The organism is Kitasatospora dryopteridis (assembly GCF_050749075.1).
GTDB lineage: Bacteria > Actinomycetota > Actinomycetes > Streptomycetales > Streptomycetaceae > Kitasatospora.
Window position 1 is genome coordinate 8,294,653 of sequence record NZ_CP192749.1, and the last position, 15,575, is coordinate 8,310,227.

Here is a 15,575-nt window from a genome sequence, read left to right on the forward strand (position 1 = left end):
CAGTTCCTGGACTGCGCGGTGGACCTTCTTCCCGTCCTTGTCCGGCTGGTCGCTGCCGGCCGGCGCGGCGGCGTCGGCTCAGGTGGCCACGCCGGGGTGGCTGAGGGTGAGGAGGACGTCCTTTTCGGCCCGGGCGAGCTGTTCAGGACGGCGGCAAGGCGGGTCCGCCGGGGACCTGGTCGAGCAGTGGATCGTCGGGCAGGTGCCGGTTGGCCGGCAGATCCCGCAGGGTCACGTCCTCGTAGACCGGGGTCTCCAGCAAGGTGACCCGTCTGTTGCCGTAGGTCCGCCGCTGCCACAGCGGAACCAGCCGGCGGTGGATGGTCCGGGCTTCCTCCCGGAGCCGACCGAGCTCGGCCATGCCGAGTCCGGTGCCGTCGTACAGCGGGGCGGCCCAGTCGCCCAGCAGCGCGGTGGCGACGGCCTCGGTCCACTGCTCACTGCGGTTGCGGCCCAGGATCTGCCGGCCGAACAGCGGCAGGTCCGTGGGGTCGGGAGAGATCACCGCGGCCCACGACCAACAGCCGCGGCACCGGACCGGGCACCGGTGGGCAGCCGGCCACGGTAGCGAGGGCCGGCACACGGGCGCCCACTGGCCTGAAAGCACCTCAAACCCGTTCTGCGGTCATGCCGCTGGTCCGATACTTGGAGCCCGCGGCCCCGTGTTCGGGTAGGGCGGGCCGGGAAGGGACGGGGTGGGAGCCTTGTACTGGGTCGTGACTGCAGCTCTCGGCTGTGTCGGCTTCATCGGGTGGCGGATGTGGAGCTACCCGGGAGGGTGGGACAGGGCCTTCGACAGTGCATATGCCGATGAACGTCAGGAGCTGGCCGACGCCCGGCGCGCTGTGCGGCAGATCCAGTGGGCCGCCCGCCGGGAGATATCCACGGCACAGGCCAAGGCCCACGCACGGAGGCTCGCCTACGACCAGCGGGTGCGAGCAGGACAGCGGCGCCTGGAGAGACTCACAAACCCCGGCCACGGCGAGGTCCTGGCCGAGCTCGGCAGGACCACACTGCACGAGCACGTCCTGATCTTCGCCGGCGAGACGATCCCGCTTGCAGGCCTGCGCGTCCGCTTCGAGCAGTCGGGCACCAAGTCGCACCTCTACCTGGACCTGCCGAACACCGGTGTCCGGCACGAGATGTACCCGCACGCAGACCATCCCGAGGATGACGTACGCGCCTTCGCCGTCCGGGCGCAGAACGCGGCCGTCGACGAGAACGCCTTCCTCGAACAGCAGAAGCACCTGATCGCAGAAGCCCAGGCCGAACTCGCGGCGGCCAAGGACGACACGGCACCGCACGACGAAGCGCGGCGGCACCTCACCCAGGTCACCCAGCGGCACCGCAAGGACACGCGACTCGGCGCCGCCCTGGCAGACCTCGATGCCCTACGCGACCGTTGGCAGCACGAATCAGGACGCCGACCGCGATAGGACCCTCGGCACAACCATCCCGGCGGCAGGTCCTGGCTGGGTGAGCGAACGACAACGGGACGACCGCGGTTCGCCCTTCCGGCCGGCCCGCCGAACACAGAGCACTGGTGGTCAAGCGTCGCGCCGGCCCTGGCCGACCGCGCCGGCCCGTGCTCCGGCAGCCGCACGACGACGCCCCAACGGCCGCCCATCGCCACGATCGCGCCGCCCTGGTCCTGCCCGATGACCCAGGCCGTCTCCGACCCGGCGAGGCGGCGCCGATCAGCGGATGCTCGGCTGAGGAGTCGGGGGTCGTCGATGTGCACGGTGATCGCCTCAGGCGGGTAGTGGTTTTCCTGGTCGGTGAGGATCATGTGCATCGTGCCGTGGGAGCCTGTCGGCAGGGCACAGTAGAGAGCGTGGGAGGTGTCCTGGGCGCCGATGCCGTCGCGGACCATGGTGGCCACGGTGACGGCGGCTGCCGAGCCGAGGGGCTCGATCTCGATGGCGGGTAGCGCGAGCGCGAAGGTGCCGGCTTCCTGCGCCGTGGCTTCCGCTGCCAGCAGGCACAGGGCCGGTACGGCCAGGCGCCTGAAGGGGGATGCGGCGGCGTTGTCGGCGGGCCGGACGAGTGCCCGGTGGCCGGCGGCCAGCGTCACGGCGGACGAGGTGTCGAGGATGATCACGCGGCGGTGCCGCGCTTGAGGTTCTGCACGGACTTCTCCGCCGCGATGGCGTACGCGTTCTCCAGGACGCTCGGCATGGCGTCCGGCTCGCTGTCGTCGACCTCGATGCCGTGCTCGCGCATGAGGCGGCGGCTGTTGCGGACCCGCTCGGCGAGCTGTTCGGCCGTGTGTTCCTGGTTGGCCAGGGGGCCGTCACCAGACCGCCGGTGGTCATACCGCGTTCCTCGGCGAGCGCAGCCGGATGGTCGCGGGTGGTGTCCGGAACCTTGATCGCCGAGTCACCCATGCCACCACAGCACTCTCACGGTGGAGAAAAGTAGAGACCACCCGGCCTTGGCGGTCGATCTTCTGGCTCTTGCGCCGCGTACGGTTCAGCAGGCCGGCGCGGACACGCAGTACTCGGCGATGTTGTGTCCCGCCGATGTGGCGTCGGCGGTTCGGCCGGTGGTGGGCGCGCCGAGTGTGCGGGTGATCGGCAACGCCACGATCGTCGGTTCGGAGCCGGCAGCCCGGTAGGCGTTTGGGGCTGGGCGTGGCCGACGTCCTGAACTCGCTCACCCGGGCCGGCACCGGCGAGGTGTACCCGGCGGTGGTCTACGTCGCCGTCCGGCCGTCCCGTGGCGACCACCCGCAGGACCTGCCGACCACTGTCGTCACTGTGGTGGCCCGCCGTCCGTGGGCCAGCGAGGGGGAGTGGGAGGTGGTGCTGAAGGACAGGCAGCCGTACTCGCCCCTGGTGCCTGGCGGTCCTGCTCGGCAAGTTCGCGAGCGTCTCGTTCGCGGCCAACGCGATCCGCGGCTGCTGGCCGGGGCAAAGCGATCGGCACTCTCCAAACTGATCATCAGATGGTCTCCGGACAGCCTGAAGTGGAGTCGCCGTGGCGCGTCGTGGCGTTGCCGGGCGGGGCGCCCGGCCTACGGCACACTGTCAGACGACTGCCGCAGAGAGCCTGCCGCACAAGGCCCCTTCGTCTTCAAACTGATTGCCGGTCGTCGATGCCGGACGGCCGGGAAGAGCCGGGCACGACGAGAGCGGTTCCTACCCGAGCGCAGTCGTCCGATCCCGCCACCCTGAAGGACCCCGATGCCACGAATTCTCCGATGTCCGCGAACCGTGACCGCCCGCGGCGGCCCGCGCCGGCTGGCAGCCGTGCTGGTGGCCGCGCTGCTGGCACTGGCCCTCACCCCACCACCGGTCCGCGCCGACGCGCCCGGCACCCGGCTGTTCGCCGTCACCGTCACGCACATCGAGTGCGTAGACGACTGCGACGAGGTCGGCCTGGAGGGCCTGTTCGAGGGCCACGCCGACTTCTTCGTGAAGGTCTTCATCAACGGCGAGGAGCACCGGACGCCCACCCGGGACGACAGCCCCGACATCGACCCGTTCTGGACGGTCTCCGCCCAGGTCCCCGACACCCTGGACGACGTACCGGTCACCCTCCAGGTCTGGGACGAGGACGCCGCGCCCGGCGGCGACGACCTGGGCGACTCCAGCTCCCACGACGACGACAACAACCTGGACTTCACCGTCTCCTACGCCACCGGCAAGTGGCGCGACCCGGCCACCCCCTCCGGCGACCGGATCAACTGGCCGCAGTCGTGCTCCACCGGCGACGGCGAGGACGGCAGCGAGAACGACGGGCCGAGGGTGAAGGTCTGCTGGGAGATCAGCACACTCTCCGCCAGCGGCGACGAGGACGGTGACGGACTGCTCGACGGCTGGGAGCGCAACGGCTACAACGACGACGACGACACCGAGGTCGACGTCGACCTCCCCGCCATGGGCGCCGACCCCCGGCACAAGGACCTCTTCCTCGAGATCGACTCCCAGCCCGGCCACTTCCCGTCCCGGGCCACCCTCCAGGCCGTGAAGAACGCCTTCGCCTTCGCACCGGACAACGCCGGCACCAGAGCGACCGAGCACGGCGGGGCGGGCAACGCCCGGCCCAACCCCGACGGAAAGCCGGGCATCACCCTGCACGTGGACACCGGTGCCCCCCTCGACCCCAAGGCCTCCGAGGGCCCGTTGATCGGCGACTGCGCCGACGGCAAGGACAACGAGCACACCCCCGTCAGTCCGGACGGCGACGGCCGCATCGACGGCCTCGACGGCCAGTGCAACAAGGGCGAACCACTGGACGTCAGTTTCGAGGAGCCGGCCCTCGACTGTCGCGACGGCCAGGACAACGACAACGACCGGCTGCCCGATGCCAAGGACCCGGACTGCCACGCCGGCGAGGACCTCGGCGGCGGACAGATCCTCTCCGGCTCGCCCGACACCTGCGAGCTCGGGAGGAACTTCTTCGACAGCAAGAAGGTGAACTTCGAGAGGAGCCGCCGGTGGATCTTCCGCTACGCGCAGTCCGTCGCCTTCACCACCGACGACGAGCCGGCCGGTAAGGACTGCGCGCCCAAGGACGGGCACGGCGAGGTCGGCGGCAACGACTTCGTCGTGTTCACCCCGGACGCGGAGACCATCCTGCACGAGCTCGGCCACACCCTGAACCTGCGGCACGGCGGCCCCGACGAGGGCAACTGCAAGCCGAACTACGTGAGCGCGATGAACTACAACTACGGGTCACACGGCATCAACCGCGTCGGCGGCGGGTACATCGTCGACTTCTCGCCGCCGAGGATCACGCCCCAGGGCTTCGTCCGCGGTGTCGCGCCGCTGCCGGACCTCGTCGAGAACCACCTCACCGAACCGACCGTCCTGGACGCCACGGACCCGGTCAACGAGTTCGTGTTCACCGCCAAGGGGGGCGGGAGGACGCCGAGCCCGCTCAACGAACCCGCCGACTGGGACGGCGACGGCGACCCGGCATCCGGGCGGCCGATCGACCCGGTCAACCTCGACACGATCGGGTCCGCCAGCCGTCCCACGGACTGCACGAACGACACCACCGACTCGACCCTGCACGGCGCCGAGGACTGGCCGTTCATCTCCCTGCCGTTCCGCGACTTCGGCAACTCCGCCAACGCCCGGTCAACGTGGAGCAGGACCCGCCGCCGCCGCTGGCCGTGCGGACCGCCATGGCCGAGGAGATGAACACCACCGACATCGGCGTCACCCTCACCGACGGGCCCGACCCGGTCGCGGCGGGCACCGACGTCACCTACACCGCCGTCGTCACCAACCACGGCCCGCGTCCGTCCGCGGCGACCGTCCTGGCCGACACCCTGCCGCCGCAGGCCGTCTTCCTCACCAGCGACGCCGGCTGCCGCGCGGAGGAACAGACCGTCAACTGCGGCGTCGGTCACCTGCAGCCGGGTGCGAGCCGGACCCTGACGATCACCGCGCACGTCCCCGCCGACGTCGTCCACAACGCCGGCGGGCCCGTCACCCTGACCAACCGGGTGACCGTCGACAACCTGATGGGCCCCGACCCGGTGCCGGACAACGACACGGCCACCACCGAGACTACCGTCGTCGCGGTCGCCGACCTGACCGTCACCGACCTCACGGCCCAGCAACCACCCACCCAACTCCTGGTCGGCGAACCGGTCGACGTCACCCTGCGCGCCGCCGCCGCCAACAACGGTCCCTCCTCGCCGATGGACACCACCCTGACCATGCAGGCTGCCGCCGATCCGGGAGCCACCGTGACCCCGGCCACCGCCACCCAGTCCGTGGCCGCCCTCGCCACCGGCACATCCCGCACCGCCGACAGCACCTTCACCCTGCGCTGCGACCGGCCGGGCCCGCACGCCTTCCGGTTCACGGCCACGATCGCCCCCGCTCGGGAGGGCGACAGCGACCCCGAACCGGCGAACAACCACCGGCCGACCGAGTTCACCGCGGACTGCGTCCTCCCGGTCGCGATCGACATCGAGCCCCAGGGCACCCTCCCTGCCTCGGTGACCGTCCCGCGCGGACTGGTCACCGTCGGAGTGCTGACCACCGCCACAGGGGAGTACGGGCTGCCGCTCGCCTTCGACGCGACCCGCATCCAGGTGCCCACCGTGCGCTTCGGCCCGCGCAGGGTGGTGTTCGCCGGGCCGGGCGGCAGCACCGAACCGCACGGCCAGGGCCATCCGGTCGACGTCGTCGAACACACCGACACCCCGGGCACCGGGCTGAAGGACGGAGACCTCGACATGCTGCTGCACTTCGACACCGAGACCTCCGGCCTGCAGGCCGGCGACACCGAAGCCTGCGTCAAGGGCTCCTACATCGACCCCGCCGACGGCCGCACCTACCACTTCTTCGGCTGCCGCCCGGTCCGCGTCCTGCCCTACTGAACCGCACCCCGACCCGGCCCGTGCCCGCCCAGGCGGACACGGGCTGCCGGGGGTGCGGACCGGCCACCCCGGACCACCTGCACCCTCCGGCGCCCCATGCCCACCGCTAACGCCGATAGCCTCGTATAAGTGGCAATATGCGAGGCAACCTCTGTAGAAGAGATCCTCAGCAGAAGGGCCTCGCACGTGACGACCCAGCACTCCGACACCCCGGGCGCCGCTGGTAGGGCCGGTCACGACCCCGCCGCGACCGAGCACCGCGCCACCGACGCCGAGGCACGCGCCGGATTGGCCGACCGGGCGGCCGAGCGACTCTCCGCCGAGCTGCGCAGGTACAGCCAGCGGATCGACGAACTGGGCACCACACTCGCAGCCCAGGCGGCGGCGGACCGACGCGAACGGAAGGCCGCCACCCAAAGCGCACCAAGCGAACCCGAACCCTCCGACAACTCTCCGTGGTACGGCCGGAGTTCAACGACCGGCCTGATTCTGATCGTCGCTGGGCACGCTGCCGATCCTGGGCTCGCCGACACCTCGATCCCCGGCGGCTGGCCGATGGTGAACCACGGCAAAGGCTGGGAAGTCGACCGCAGCCCCCTCCGCGTGCCCTACAGCCCCCACCCTCACATCCCCACCCCGACGGAAGACAGCCGGTGAGCACCGAACCGGAGGTCCTGGACGGCGAACTGGTCGACCCCGCCAGGGCCGGTCGTCGGCGGCCGACAGCCCCTTGGACCTGGACGTCAGCAGCTTCCACAGGGACACCGTCCTGATCACTGGCGAGGCACTCCCGGCGGCCGCCGGGCACGTGGAGTACACCGCGCGGGACTTCGTCATCAGTCCGGAGACTGCCCGTCTGGTCCGCGCTGCCCGGCCGAAGAACACCGACCGGAACACCCGGAACCGGGTCAAGCTTTCGAGCAGTGGTGCGCCGAGCGCAGCCGGGTCGCCCTGCCGTGCACCACGGCCACCCTGATCGAGTACGTCGGATGGATGATCAACAGTGGCCGGTACGACCCGAACACGGTGTCCGCGTACAAGTCGTCCGTGGTCACCTGGCAGGAGCGCAGCACGCCCGGGAAGACCCGGCCGGGCACGATCGAGGTCCGCGAGATGATCGCCGCCTTCCGCGCGCGGTGGGCGAAGAGCAACACCCGAGAGGCAGTCGCCCGCGGTCCGCGAGGCAGACCTGGAGGCGATGCTCGCGACCTGCGCCGAGGGCCGGCCCGCCGACCTGCGCGACGCCGCGCTCCTGATCCTCGGCCGGCACCTGCTCACGCGCAGGGTAGAGCTCAGGCGGAGGCGGAGCTCGAGGTCTTGACCTTCATGAGTGAAGGGCACCCGGTGGAACGTCAGGTCCTTTACGCAGCGTCATCCGGCGAAATCGTAGTGGCTCTGGCCGGTAGCGAATGCCCTGACCCCTGGGGGCCTGCTTGATGTTCGCACCACAAGAACCCGCGAGGCCACGTCCGTGTAACGGCCCGCCGGGAAAGCAGGTCAGACCCGAAAGCAGGTCAGACCCGGTCGAGAGGCCGATGCGGCCCGTCCGGGAGCTCCGCTCGGATCGCGTCGCCGGGCCGGACCTCGCCGCCCCGCAGGACAATGCCCATGATTCCGGCCTTGCGCACCAGGTTGCCGGCCTCGTCGCGGCCGACAACCTGCTTCAGCAACCCGCGCTGGAAGTGGTCGATCTGCAGGCAGGGGTTGCGCAAGCCGGTGACCTCCACGACCGCCTCCTCACCGATGTGCAGAAGCGTGCCGACGGGCAGACCGGGCAGGTGGATGCCGCTGGTGGTGATGTTCTCCCCGAGTTCGCCGGAGGACACCTTGAATCCCTCGCGGCCGACTTCGGCGAAGAGCTCCTCATGGATGAGGTGGACCTGGCGCAGGTTCGGCTGGGTGGGATCCTGCGCGACCCGTGAGCGGTGCTTGACCGTCACCCCGGCGTGGACGTCCCCCTCCACACCGAGCCCCGCGAGCAACGTGATGCTGTCCCGGTTCGGTTTGGTGAACGAGTACTCGCCGTTGCTGCTGACTCCCGTGACCGTTCCGCCCATTCCTGAGCCCCCTCCTCCGTGGTGATGTCGGTCAAGAGCCTACGTGGCGCTGCACCAGGCCTCCCAGGTCGGATCAGCCGGGCCCGGGCCACCACACCCTGCGATCAATCGCGGGCCGGGCCGATACTGCCGGATGGCACTGGGTGGCCTGGGTCCTGCCCCTCTTCGGTCCCTGACCGCAGGCCCCACCGGCCGGCGCTTCTTCGCACGCCCGGAATCGTACGAGCGGCAGCAGGCTCGTCTGCAGCTGCTGATCGGCCGCGTGCGCGCCGCCTTTGTGAACCCGTCAGTAGCGATCGGTAGAGTGTGCACCTGGTCGGGACGGCTGCCTGCTACGCCGTCTTCTGTACCACCCTCATGAGAGCCCGTCAGGGCATGTGCCTGAGGCCTTACACGGATGACATGCTCCCGAACGGTCCGTACCGCCGTACCGGCCCCGGCCGGACGGCCGTTCCCCCGGACGGGGGTTCAGAGCAGTAGCGTGACAGGAGAAGTATGAGAATGACCTTGCGTTCGGCGCGCCTCGCCACCGGCGTCATAGCCCTCGCCGCCGCCGGCGTGTTCCTCGCGGCCCCCGGCGCCGCCGCCGCGAACCAGGGAATCGTCAACCCAGGTTTCGAGTCTGGCAACGACAACTCGTGGGGCCAGGTGTCGGTGGACGACTGGTACGTCCGCGGGATGTACGGGCAGCTGGTAACCGACAACCCGGCCTACCCCGCCCACTCCGGCACCTGGAAGGCCAAGCTCGGCGGCTATGGCTACGCCGGCCACCGGATCGACCAGACCGTCACCATCCCGGCGTACCGGGTTCCGGTACTGTCCTTCTGGATGAAGGCCGACTACGTCGGCATCACCCACCGGCTTGTGGTCGAGGCGGTCACCGAGGACGGCACCCGCACCCCGCTGTACACCCGCTACAACGCAGCTGGCGGCAGCGGCGGCTACGAGCAGGTGACTGTCACCTTTCCGGACTCCTTCTTCAGCGGCACCACCCGGAAGGTGAGCCTGCAGTTCACCCACTGGGAGGAGCGCGGCAACACCGCGCCGTTCCTCATCGACGACGTCAGCCTGGAATACCGCCTCAAGGTGGCCCGGCCGATCCACGACTTCCCCACGACCATCTTCAAGCCGGCCCTCCCGTAGCAATTTTCGGACGGTGCGGTGATCTGGTCGCAGAGCACCGACATCTCCACCCAGGGCCAGATCGCCAAGGACACCAGCTCCACCGCGACCCGCACCTACGCCTACGACCGGCTCGGCCGGCTCACAAGGCCCACCAGAGCACCACGGTCACCGGCTGCGTCACCCGCCAGTACGCGTTCGACGCGCACTCCAACCGGACCGCCAAGAGCACGACGCCCTCCGCGGCCGACGGCACCTGCGGCACCACCGGAGCAACCGCCGAGAGTGGGACTACGTTTCGCCGGTTGACTACGAGACCTGAATGAAGGCTGCCTGCCGACCTGCGGTCGGCAGGCAGCCTTTGCTGTATTGATCTGCACGCTTTTTCTTAGCTGCCCGCGTGTGAAGTATCTCGGCAGATGGATGGGGCCGGAAGGCATGTGAGGAGGCCGTCGGCGACGTCGAGGCAGCCCGTGGGCTCGCCGCTGCCCCGGTAGGAGGTGCCGTCGAGGTGGAGCGCTTCCGCGCGCACGAATTCGGCGGCCCGCTGTTCGACGGCGGCGAGGAAGTCGGCGGGGCAGCCGCCGGCGACCTGCTCCTGGTCCGGGAGGTACTCCCGGCTCCAGGTCGCCCGGCCACCGCCGCGTAGGCGGCGCGGTAGAGCTTCGCGACCGTGGCGGCGTGCTCGCGGTACTTGGTGACGGTCTCGGCGTGGTTGGCAAGGTAGTTCGCCCGGTGGCCGGCTGCCGCTCGATCTCCACCACCGCCGCACAGTGGGCGACGAAGTTGCGGATCGGCTGGACGCTCCCGGTCTCGATGGCCCCGCCATCGCCCCGGGGTCTGCCCGTCGACCATCTCCGGAAGGCGGTCCGCAGCAACCACGGCCAGCGCGGCCGGGTTCTGCTCGGGCGGGGGGATGAGCTCGACCCCCGCCTTGCACGGGCTGACCCGTGGCGGCACTCCTCTCCGCCGGTGTGAGGGTACTCGGCATCGACCGAACAGTCGGCACCATCAGGCACCACCGTTACAGGGGCACCGCGGGCTGGTGCGCAGTGGGACGACGCGGCCGCGCGTCACCGTGAGATGCGGGCTTCGATGCCGTCGAGCAGGAAGTCGAGGCCGATCCGGAAGGTGTGGTCGGCGTCCAGGTGGGCGGCATCGCGCACCACCGTGGCCAGCGCGGGGAATCGGCCGGTGGCGAAGGTCCGCTCCAGATAGGGCCCGAGTGAGGCCTGCCAAAGCTTCTCGTCCATCCCGGTGGCCCGCTCGGCACGCCGCTCGGCGATCTCCCGACGCACCGCGCCGATCACGTACGCGTTGACTGCGGCGACCACCGGCATGATGGCGTCCACGTCGACGCCGCCCAGCGCGGCCACCACGGTCTCCCCGCTGGCCAGCGCGTGCGGCCCGAGCTGGGGTCGGCCGCCCAGTAGATCGGCGAGCCATTCATGCTCGTGAGCGGCATGCCGAGTGGCTTCGGCAAGAGACCGGAGCACCTCCTGCCAGCCGTCTCCGACCGGCCGGATCTCGGCGTGGACGGCGTCGACCATCAGGTCGAGCAACTCCTCCTTGCTGGCGATGTAGCCGTACAGCCGCATCGGACGGACGTCCAGCGCGGTGGCGACCTTGCGCAACGACACCGCGTCCAGGCCGTCCGCGTCGGCCAGTTGGATCGCCGCTCGCACGATCCGCTCCCGGCTCAACGGGGCCGGCACGGGTCGATCCGGCGGCTCCGGCCTCTCCCACACCAACATGCGCCAACGATACACCGCATCGGTCGATACAGTGTATCGGCCAGTACGGCGTATCGAAGGGGGAAGCAACCATGACCATCGCCATCGTCGGAGCCGGCCTCGGCGGCCTGGCTCTCGCCCGTGTGCTGCACGTGAACGGCATCGACGCCGTCGTCTACGAACGCGAGCCGTCACGCGACGCGCGTGGCCAGGGCGGCATGCTCGACCTGCACTCCGGGACCGGGCAACGGGCGCTGCGCGAGGCCGGCCTGACCGACCGGTTCCACGCCATCGCCCGTCGCGCAGGGCAGGACATGCGTCTTCTCGAGCCGGACGGCACCCTGCTGCTCCAGGAGGACACGCCCGACGACGCCCCGCTCGAGCGACCCGAGGTCGACCGTGCCGATCTGCGCGACCTGCTGCTGGACTCTCTTCCCGAACACGCGGTGCGCTGGGGCCACGCGTTCGAATCCGCCGACAGCGGCCTGCTGCACTTCGCCGACGGCAGCAGCGCGACGTATGACCTGCTGGTCGGCGCCGACGGCGCAAACTCCCGCGTCCGCGCGCAGCTCACCGACGCCCGACCGGAACATATCGGCCAAAACGTCATCGAGCTCGGAATTCCCGACATCGACCGCACCCACCCCGACCTGGCGGCGATGGTCGGACGCGGCAACTACTGGGTGCTCGGCAACGGACAATCCCTGGCGGCGCAGCGCAACGGTGACGGCCGCGTACGCGTCTACCTCAGCTTCTACAACTCCGCCGAGGACTGGTTCGCGACCAGTGGGATCCCGTTCGGCGACCCGGCCGCCGCCCGGGTGCGGCTGATCGACCTGTTCACCGGCTGGGACTCACGGTTCACCGCACTGATCGCAGCCTGCGACGACACGATCCTGCCACGGTCGATCACCACTCTCCCGGTCGGTCTGACCTGGCCGTCGACGCCGGGCGTCACGCTGCTCGGCGATGCCGCGCACCTGATGCCGCCGGTGGGCGAGGGCGCCAACATGGCGCTGCTCGACGGTGCCCTGCTCGGCCTCGCACTGGCCGCGCACCCGGACGACTTGCTCGCCGCCGTCAAAGAGTACGAACGCGAGATGTTCGAACGCACCAGCGCCGCCGGCCGGCAGTCCGCGCACATTCAGGAAATCCTGATGTCGCCGGACGCCAGCCAGAAAATGCTCGCATTCTTCCGACCTGACGGAACGTGAGCCCCTACAAGGTCTGTAGGGGTCGCTCCATCGCGTTCTGCCGACGGTCCCGGAGGACTGCGGGTCCTATGTGCGCTCCACGGGCGTCCTCCTTGGGGGAGGCCACCAGTGGTCGAGGGAGTCGACGGTGTCGTCGAGGGCCCAGCCGAGGGACACGGCGAGCGGGTGCTCGTGGAGGACGTGCAGGGTGTAGGTGTCGACCGCAGGGGGTAAAGGTTGCGGCCGCCGCCGGCCTCGGTGAGCTGCACCCCGCCCCCGGCCGGCGCCGAGCGGGTCACCGGCGAGCTCTACGCCCGGGCCGCCGAGCACTACGACCCGAAGGCCCTGGCGACGCTGACGATTGCGATCGGGCAGGTGAACTTCTTCGTCCCGCTCGCCCTGATCGGCAAGCCGATCCCGGGTGTGAGGCCCGCGGAGCAGTGGGCCTGAGCCCGGCCCGACCGGCTCCGCACCTGGCCGGCCGGCCACCCGGCCGGCCACCCTTGCCCCGGGTCGAGACGCATCCCCTAAGGTAATCAGGTGCGTTCAACCGGGGGAAGGAAGCAGCACATGATGAGACGTCTTGTTCCAGTGATCGCAGCGATGTTGGCCCTCGCCGCCTGCAGCTCGGCCGGGTCCGCCGGCCGACAGGTCAGCAGCGACGGCGAGCTGGCCTGCACGCTGGTGCGGATGCTGCCCGACCGGATGCCCGACCAACCGGCCGATGGCTCGTCGGACCACTCCTGGGACGTCGCGGTGGGCCGGCTGAACACGGCCGCAGAGCTGGCCCGGGTGGCCGCCCTGGAGGACACGAAGTACCAGCCGCTCGCCGACACACTCGCCACCGCACGGCAGACGTTCTCCACCACCTTCGACATCCACCGTGCCGAACCGGGCATCAAGCAGGCACGCACCCACTGCTGACCACCACCAGACCCACTGCCGAGGAGACCGCTGTCAAGGCGGCAACCGTCCGCGCTGCGCGACGTCGGCGTCGATCCCCACCCGCAGCCGCCGCGCGGCGGCTGCGGGCAGCCGTCCGGGGACGGCTGTCCGGCGGTGGGCGGCCGATGGCCGGCGTGCGCCGCCGTAGGTGTGACCGACCTCCACGCGGTCCACGCGGGGCAGGTCCGAGCCGTGGGCGGGTACTCGGGAGGGCTCATGACCGCCGAGCGGGCGGATGGACCAGCGGGTGAAGGGCTGCCCGAGCCTGGCCGGGCGGGTGGTGGCCGTCTGGACGACGAAGTCCCCGTCGTCAGGGCTGAGCAGGCGGGGACGGCCTCCCGCCCACCGAGGGTCCAGGCAGGCCAAGCCGATCTCGTTGAACAGGCCGGTCTCGTTGAACCGGTGGATCACATCGCGCACCGTGTCCTCGTCGGCCTGGACCAGTTGGGCGATCACCGGAACCCGGGTTCCCGCCGGCCGAGGCCAGCAGCATCATCGCCCGCCGGTAGCGCACCGCGTTCGTGCTGCCCCGGCGCACGGTCCGCTGCAACTGCTGGCCTTCCTGGTCCGCAAGCCTTCGGACCCTGACCGGCTCTGCCACTCGCCTCGTTCCTCCGAGTTGGGACGTCTCGCGACATCCAACCGGCTCAGGACCTGCCAGCGCCAACCCGGTGAACCTTCTCGGTCAGAGCACTGGCCGGCCCGTCCGGCGGGTCATGGCGTCGTGGGCCCGGATCGTGCACAGCACCCTGACGGGGTATGCGCGGTGTCCCTACGGCGACGAGGACGGTCCCGTGCCGGGGTGCGACCGGGACCACCAGGAGTTCCTCTTCGTCGAGCGGCTGGTCGGCGTTCTGGAAGCGGACCGATCACGGCCTGAGCCCCGCCCCACGACCTGAACAATGGCGCCGACGCGAGGCGACCACATGATCCGCGACGACGGCCCTGTCCGTGCCCGTCGGTAGCATCCTCGCCGTGGATCAGGGAGAGAACGACGGCGCGATGTCCGTCTGGGAGTTCGACACCGCACAGGTGGAGCAGATCTGGCTCGACACGCGCGAGGTGTTCGGCAACAAGCTGTGGGTGGAGGGGATGCTCTACGGCGTCTTTCCGGAGGAGTGGCAGGAGGAGGCGGAGGAACGGTCCGGCACGGACTTCTTCGACGTGCTCGTCTCGGCTGTGCAGGGCTACGACGAGGGCGACCCCAGCGGGATCTTCGTCTCGTTCCGGCGCGAGTTCGCCGAGTACGGCATCAGTACGGTCTTCGCCCCGCACCCCCGGCACGGCGACGTCCTGGAGCGGGCCCGCCGGATCGCAGCGGGCGAGCCGCTCCCCGGGCCGGCCCCCTGCCATCTCGACGAGACCGCCGTCGCCGGGATCTGGGACGCGCTCGCCCACGGCTTCGCCCACTGCGGGTCCGACGTGACCAGGTGGTTCCCGGAAGAGACCCTCGACGACTTCGAACTCGCCGCCGACGAAAGGATGTTCACCTACATCAGCGGCGTACTGGACGGACTGGCGCCGGACGACGACCGCAGCCTGGTCTTCCCCGGCCTGCGTGACCTCGCAGCCGGGTACGGCATCGCGCTGACCTTCGCGCCCCACCCGCGGTTCGGCGACCTGATCGGGCGGGCCGACCGCCTGCGGGCCGGTGAACCCGTTCCCGGGCCCGGCCCCTGGCACCTCGACGGGCCGACCGTGGCGGAGCTGTGGCGGCGCATCGCCGACCCGGGTAGTTACCTCCCCTCCGTGCTGAACGAGGCCCTGCCCGCCGACCTCGTCGAGGCGATCGAAGAGGTGACCGGCCGGTGGGCGTCCCACACCATGACGCAGCTGACCGACGATCTCACCGAGGACGGCGACCCGAGCCTGCTCCTTGCCGCACTGCAGCGGACCTGCGCCCGGCGCGGCCTGGTGGTGGCCTACGCGCCGCACCTGGAGCACGGCGATGTGATCGCCCGCGCCCGCGAACTCACCGCGGCGAAGAGCTAAGGCCTCTCTTTCGGATCTTGTCGGATCAGCGTACGGCAGCGCGCACCCGGGATTCGAAAAGTGAGAGTCCGGGAGGGTGGCCTCGGCCGGCGGCGCGTTATGTCGGTGTGCGGTGGTAGCCATGGGGCGGGCGGTTCTGAAGGGCAGGTGCGGTGGGTAATGAGCTGGTCTGGGACATGGACCGGGTGGG

The 15,575-nt window shown here is 70.4% G+C and carries 14 protein-coding genes and 2 pseudogenes; 10 read left to right on the forward strand and 6 right to left on the reverse strand.

Translation table 11 applies throughout. The annotated features are described in order from the left end of the window. Window positions 1-142 precede the first annotated feature (142 nt). Window positions 143-505: a hypothetical protein gene (locus ACQ614_RS37995; RefSeq protein ID WP_431683698.1), complete on the reverse strand. Its 363-nt coding sequence runs from the start codon at window positions 503-505 to the stop codon at window positions 143-145. A gap of 340 nt (window positions 506-845) precedes the next feature. On the opposite strand from ACQ614_RS37995, the gene ACQ614_RS38000 reads away from it, so the two are divergent. Then, window positions 846-1,436: a hypothetical protein gene (locus ACQ614_RS38000; RefSeq protein WP_431683699.1), complete on the forward strand. Its 591-nt coding sequence runs from the start codon at window positions 846-848 to the stop codon at window positions 1,434-1,436. Between the two features lie 661 nt (window positions 1,437-2,097). Here the strand turns inward: ACQ614_RS38000 and ACQ614_RS38005 are convergent. Beyond that, on the reverse strand, window positions 2,098-2,223 hold the full coding sequence (locus ACQ614_RS38005) for a hypothetical protein (protein ID WP_431683700.1): 126 nt from the start codon (window positions 2,221-2,223) through the stop codon (window positions 2,098-2,100). Between the two features lie 992 nt (window positions 2,224-3,215). Here ACQ614_RS38005 and ACQ614_RS38010 point away from each other — a divergent pair. The 3 genes from ACQ614_RS38010 (at window position 3,216) to ACQ614_RS38020 (ending at window position 7,000) form a co-directional block, all read left to right on the forward strand. Then, on the forward strand, window positions 3,216-5,150 hold the full coding sequence (locus ACQ614_RS38010) for a hypothetical protein (protein WP_431683701.1): 1,935 nt from the start codon (window positions 3,216-3,218) through the stop codon (window positions 5,148-5,150). Then, a complete protein-coding gene (locus ACQ614_RS38015; protein WP_431683702.1) occupies window positions 5,093-6,343 on the forward strand; it encodes a DUF11 domain-containing protein in 1,251 nt (416 codons plus the stop codon). Before ACQ614_RS38010 ends, ACQ614_RS38015 begins: the two co-directional genes overlap by 58 nt. A 186-nt stretch (window positions 6,344-6,529) precedes the next feature. After that, window positions 6,530-7,000 (forward strand): hypothetical protein, encoded by a 471-nt coding sequence (locus ACQ614_RS38020; protein ID WP_431683703.1) that lies wholly within the window; start codon window positions 6,530-6,532, stop codon window positions 6,998-7,000. A 251-nt stretch (window positions 7,001-7,251) separates the two neighbouring features. Here the strand turns inward: ACQ614_RS38020 and ACQ614_RS38025 are convergent, their stop codons facing one another. Both ACQ614_RS38025 and ACQ614_RS38030 read right to left on the reverse strand, forming a co-directional pair. Continuing rightward, window positions 7,252-7,497 (reverse strand): hypothetical protein, encoded by a 246-nt coding sequence (locus ACQ614_RS38025; protein ID WP_431683704.1) that lies wholly within the window; start codon window positions 7,495-7,497, stop codon window positions 7,252-7,254. Window positions 7,498-7,857: 360 nt separating this feature from the next. After that, window positions 7,858-8,400 carry an MOSC domain-containing protein gene (locus ACQ614_RS38030; protein WP_431683705.1) on the reverse strand — a complete coding sequence of 181 codons (543 nt, stop codon included), beginning with the start codon at window positions 8,398-8,400 and terminating at the stop codon, window positions 7,858-7,860. 501 nt (window positions 8,401-8,901) lie between these two features. Here ACQ614_RS38030 and ACQ614_RS38035 point away from each other — a divergent pair. Further along, window positions 8,902-9,543 carry a hypothetical protein gene (locus tag ACQ614_RS38035; protein WP_431683706.1) on the forward strand — a complete coding sequence of 214 codons (642 nt, stop codon included), beginning with the start codon at window positions 8,902-8,904 and terminating at the stop codon, window positions 9,541-9,543. Between the two features lie 490 nt (window positions 9,544-10,033). Then, the gene (locus tag ACQ614_RS38040; RefSeq protein ID WP_431683707.1) at window positions 10,034-10,171 is read left to right on the forward strand and encodes a hypothetical protein; all 138 of its coding nucleotides are present in this window, start codon (window positions 10,034-10,036) and stop codon (window positions 10,169-10,171) included. Window positions 10,172-10,595: 424 nt separating this feature from the next. On the opposite strand, the gene ACQ614_RS38045 is transcribed toward ACQ614_RS38040, so the two are convergent. After that, the gene (locus ACQ614_RS38045; protein WP_431683708.1) at window positions 10,596-11,276 is read right to left on the reverse strand and encodes a TetR/AcrR family transcriptional regulator; all 681 of its coding nucleotides are present in this window, start codon (window positions 11,274-11,276) and stop codon (window positions 10,596-10,598) included. A 71-nt stretch (window positions 11,277-11,347) separates the two neighbouring features. Here ACQ614_RS38045 and ACQ614_RS38050 point away from each other — a divergent pair, with 71 nt between their 5' ends. From ACQ614_RS38050 to ACQ614_RS38060, 3 genes and pseudogenes are all read left to right on the forward strand, one after another. Next, entirely contained in the window at window positions 11,348-12,469 is a 1,122-nt protein-coding gene (locus ACQ614_RS38050) for an FAD-dependent oxidoreductase (protein ID WP_431683709.1), read from the forward strand. 252 nt (window positions 12,470-12,721) lie between these two features. Further along, window positions 12,722-12,898: pseudogene (locus ACQ614_RS38055) on the forward strand (carboxymuconolactone decarboxylase family protein); the annotation flags it as partial. A 120-nt stretch (window positions 12,899-13,018) separates the two neighbouring features. Further along, complete coding sequence (locus ACQ614_RS38060) at window positions 13,019-13,372, forward strand: hypothetical protein (RefSeq protein ID WP_431683710.1); 354 nt, start codon at window positions 13,019-13,021, stop codon at window positions 13,370-13,372. A 246-nt stretch (window positions 13,373-13,618) separates the two neighbouring features. Here the strand turns inward: ACQ614_RS38060 and ACQ614_RS38065 are convergent. Continuing rightward, window positions 13,619-13,994: pseudogene (locus tag ACQ614_RS38065) on the reverse strand (helix-turn-helix domain-containing protein); the annotation flags it as partial. A gap of 374 nt (window positions 13,995-14,368) precedes the next feature. On the opposite strand from ACQ614_RS38065, the gene ACQ614_RS38070 reads away from it, so the two are divergent. Then, on the forward strand, window positions 14,369-15,385 hold the full coding sequence (locus tag ACQ614_RS38070) for a hypothetical protein (protein ID WP_431683711.1): 1,017 nt from the start codon (window positions 14,369-14,371) through the stop codon (window positions 15,383-15,385). The last annotated feature ends 190 nt before the right edge of the window (window positions 15,386-15,575 follow it).

What these genes read in the sequence shown, in the direction of transcription:
- ACQ614_RS38005 (WP_431683700.1), bottom strand. Translation starts at nt 2,223, where the DNA reads ATGCGCGAGCACGGCATCGAGGTCGACGACAGCGAGCCGGACGCCATG.
- ACQ614_RS38045 (WP_431683708.1), bottom strand. Translation starts at nt 11,276, where the DNA reads ATGTTGGTGTGGGAGAGGCCGGAGCCGCCGGATCGACCCGTGCCGGCC.
- ACQ614_RS38030 (WP_431683705.1), bottom strand. Translation starts at nt 8,400, where the DNA reads ATGGGCGGAACGGTCACGGGAGTCAGCAGCAACGGCGAGTACTCGTTC.
- ACQ614_RS38060 (WP_431683710.1), top strand. Translation starts at nt 13,019, where the DNA reads ATGATGAGACGTCTTGTTCCAGTGATCGCAGCGATGTTGGCCCTCGCC.
- ACQ614_RS38050 (WP_431683709.1), top strand. Translation starts at nt 11,348, where the DNA reads ATGACCATCGCCATCGTCGGAGCCGGCCTCGGCGGCCTGGCTCTCGCC.
- ACQ614_RS38035 (WP_431683706.1), top strand. Translation starts at nt 8,902, where the DNA reads ATGACCTTGCGTTCGGCGCGCCTCGCCACCGGCGTCATAGCCCTCGCC.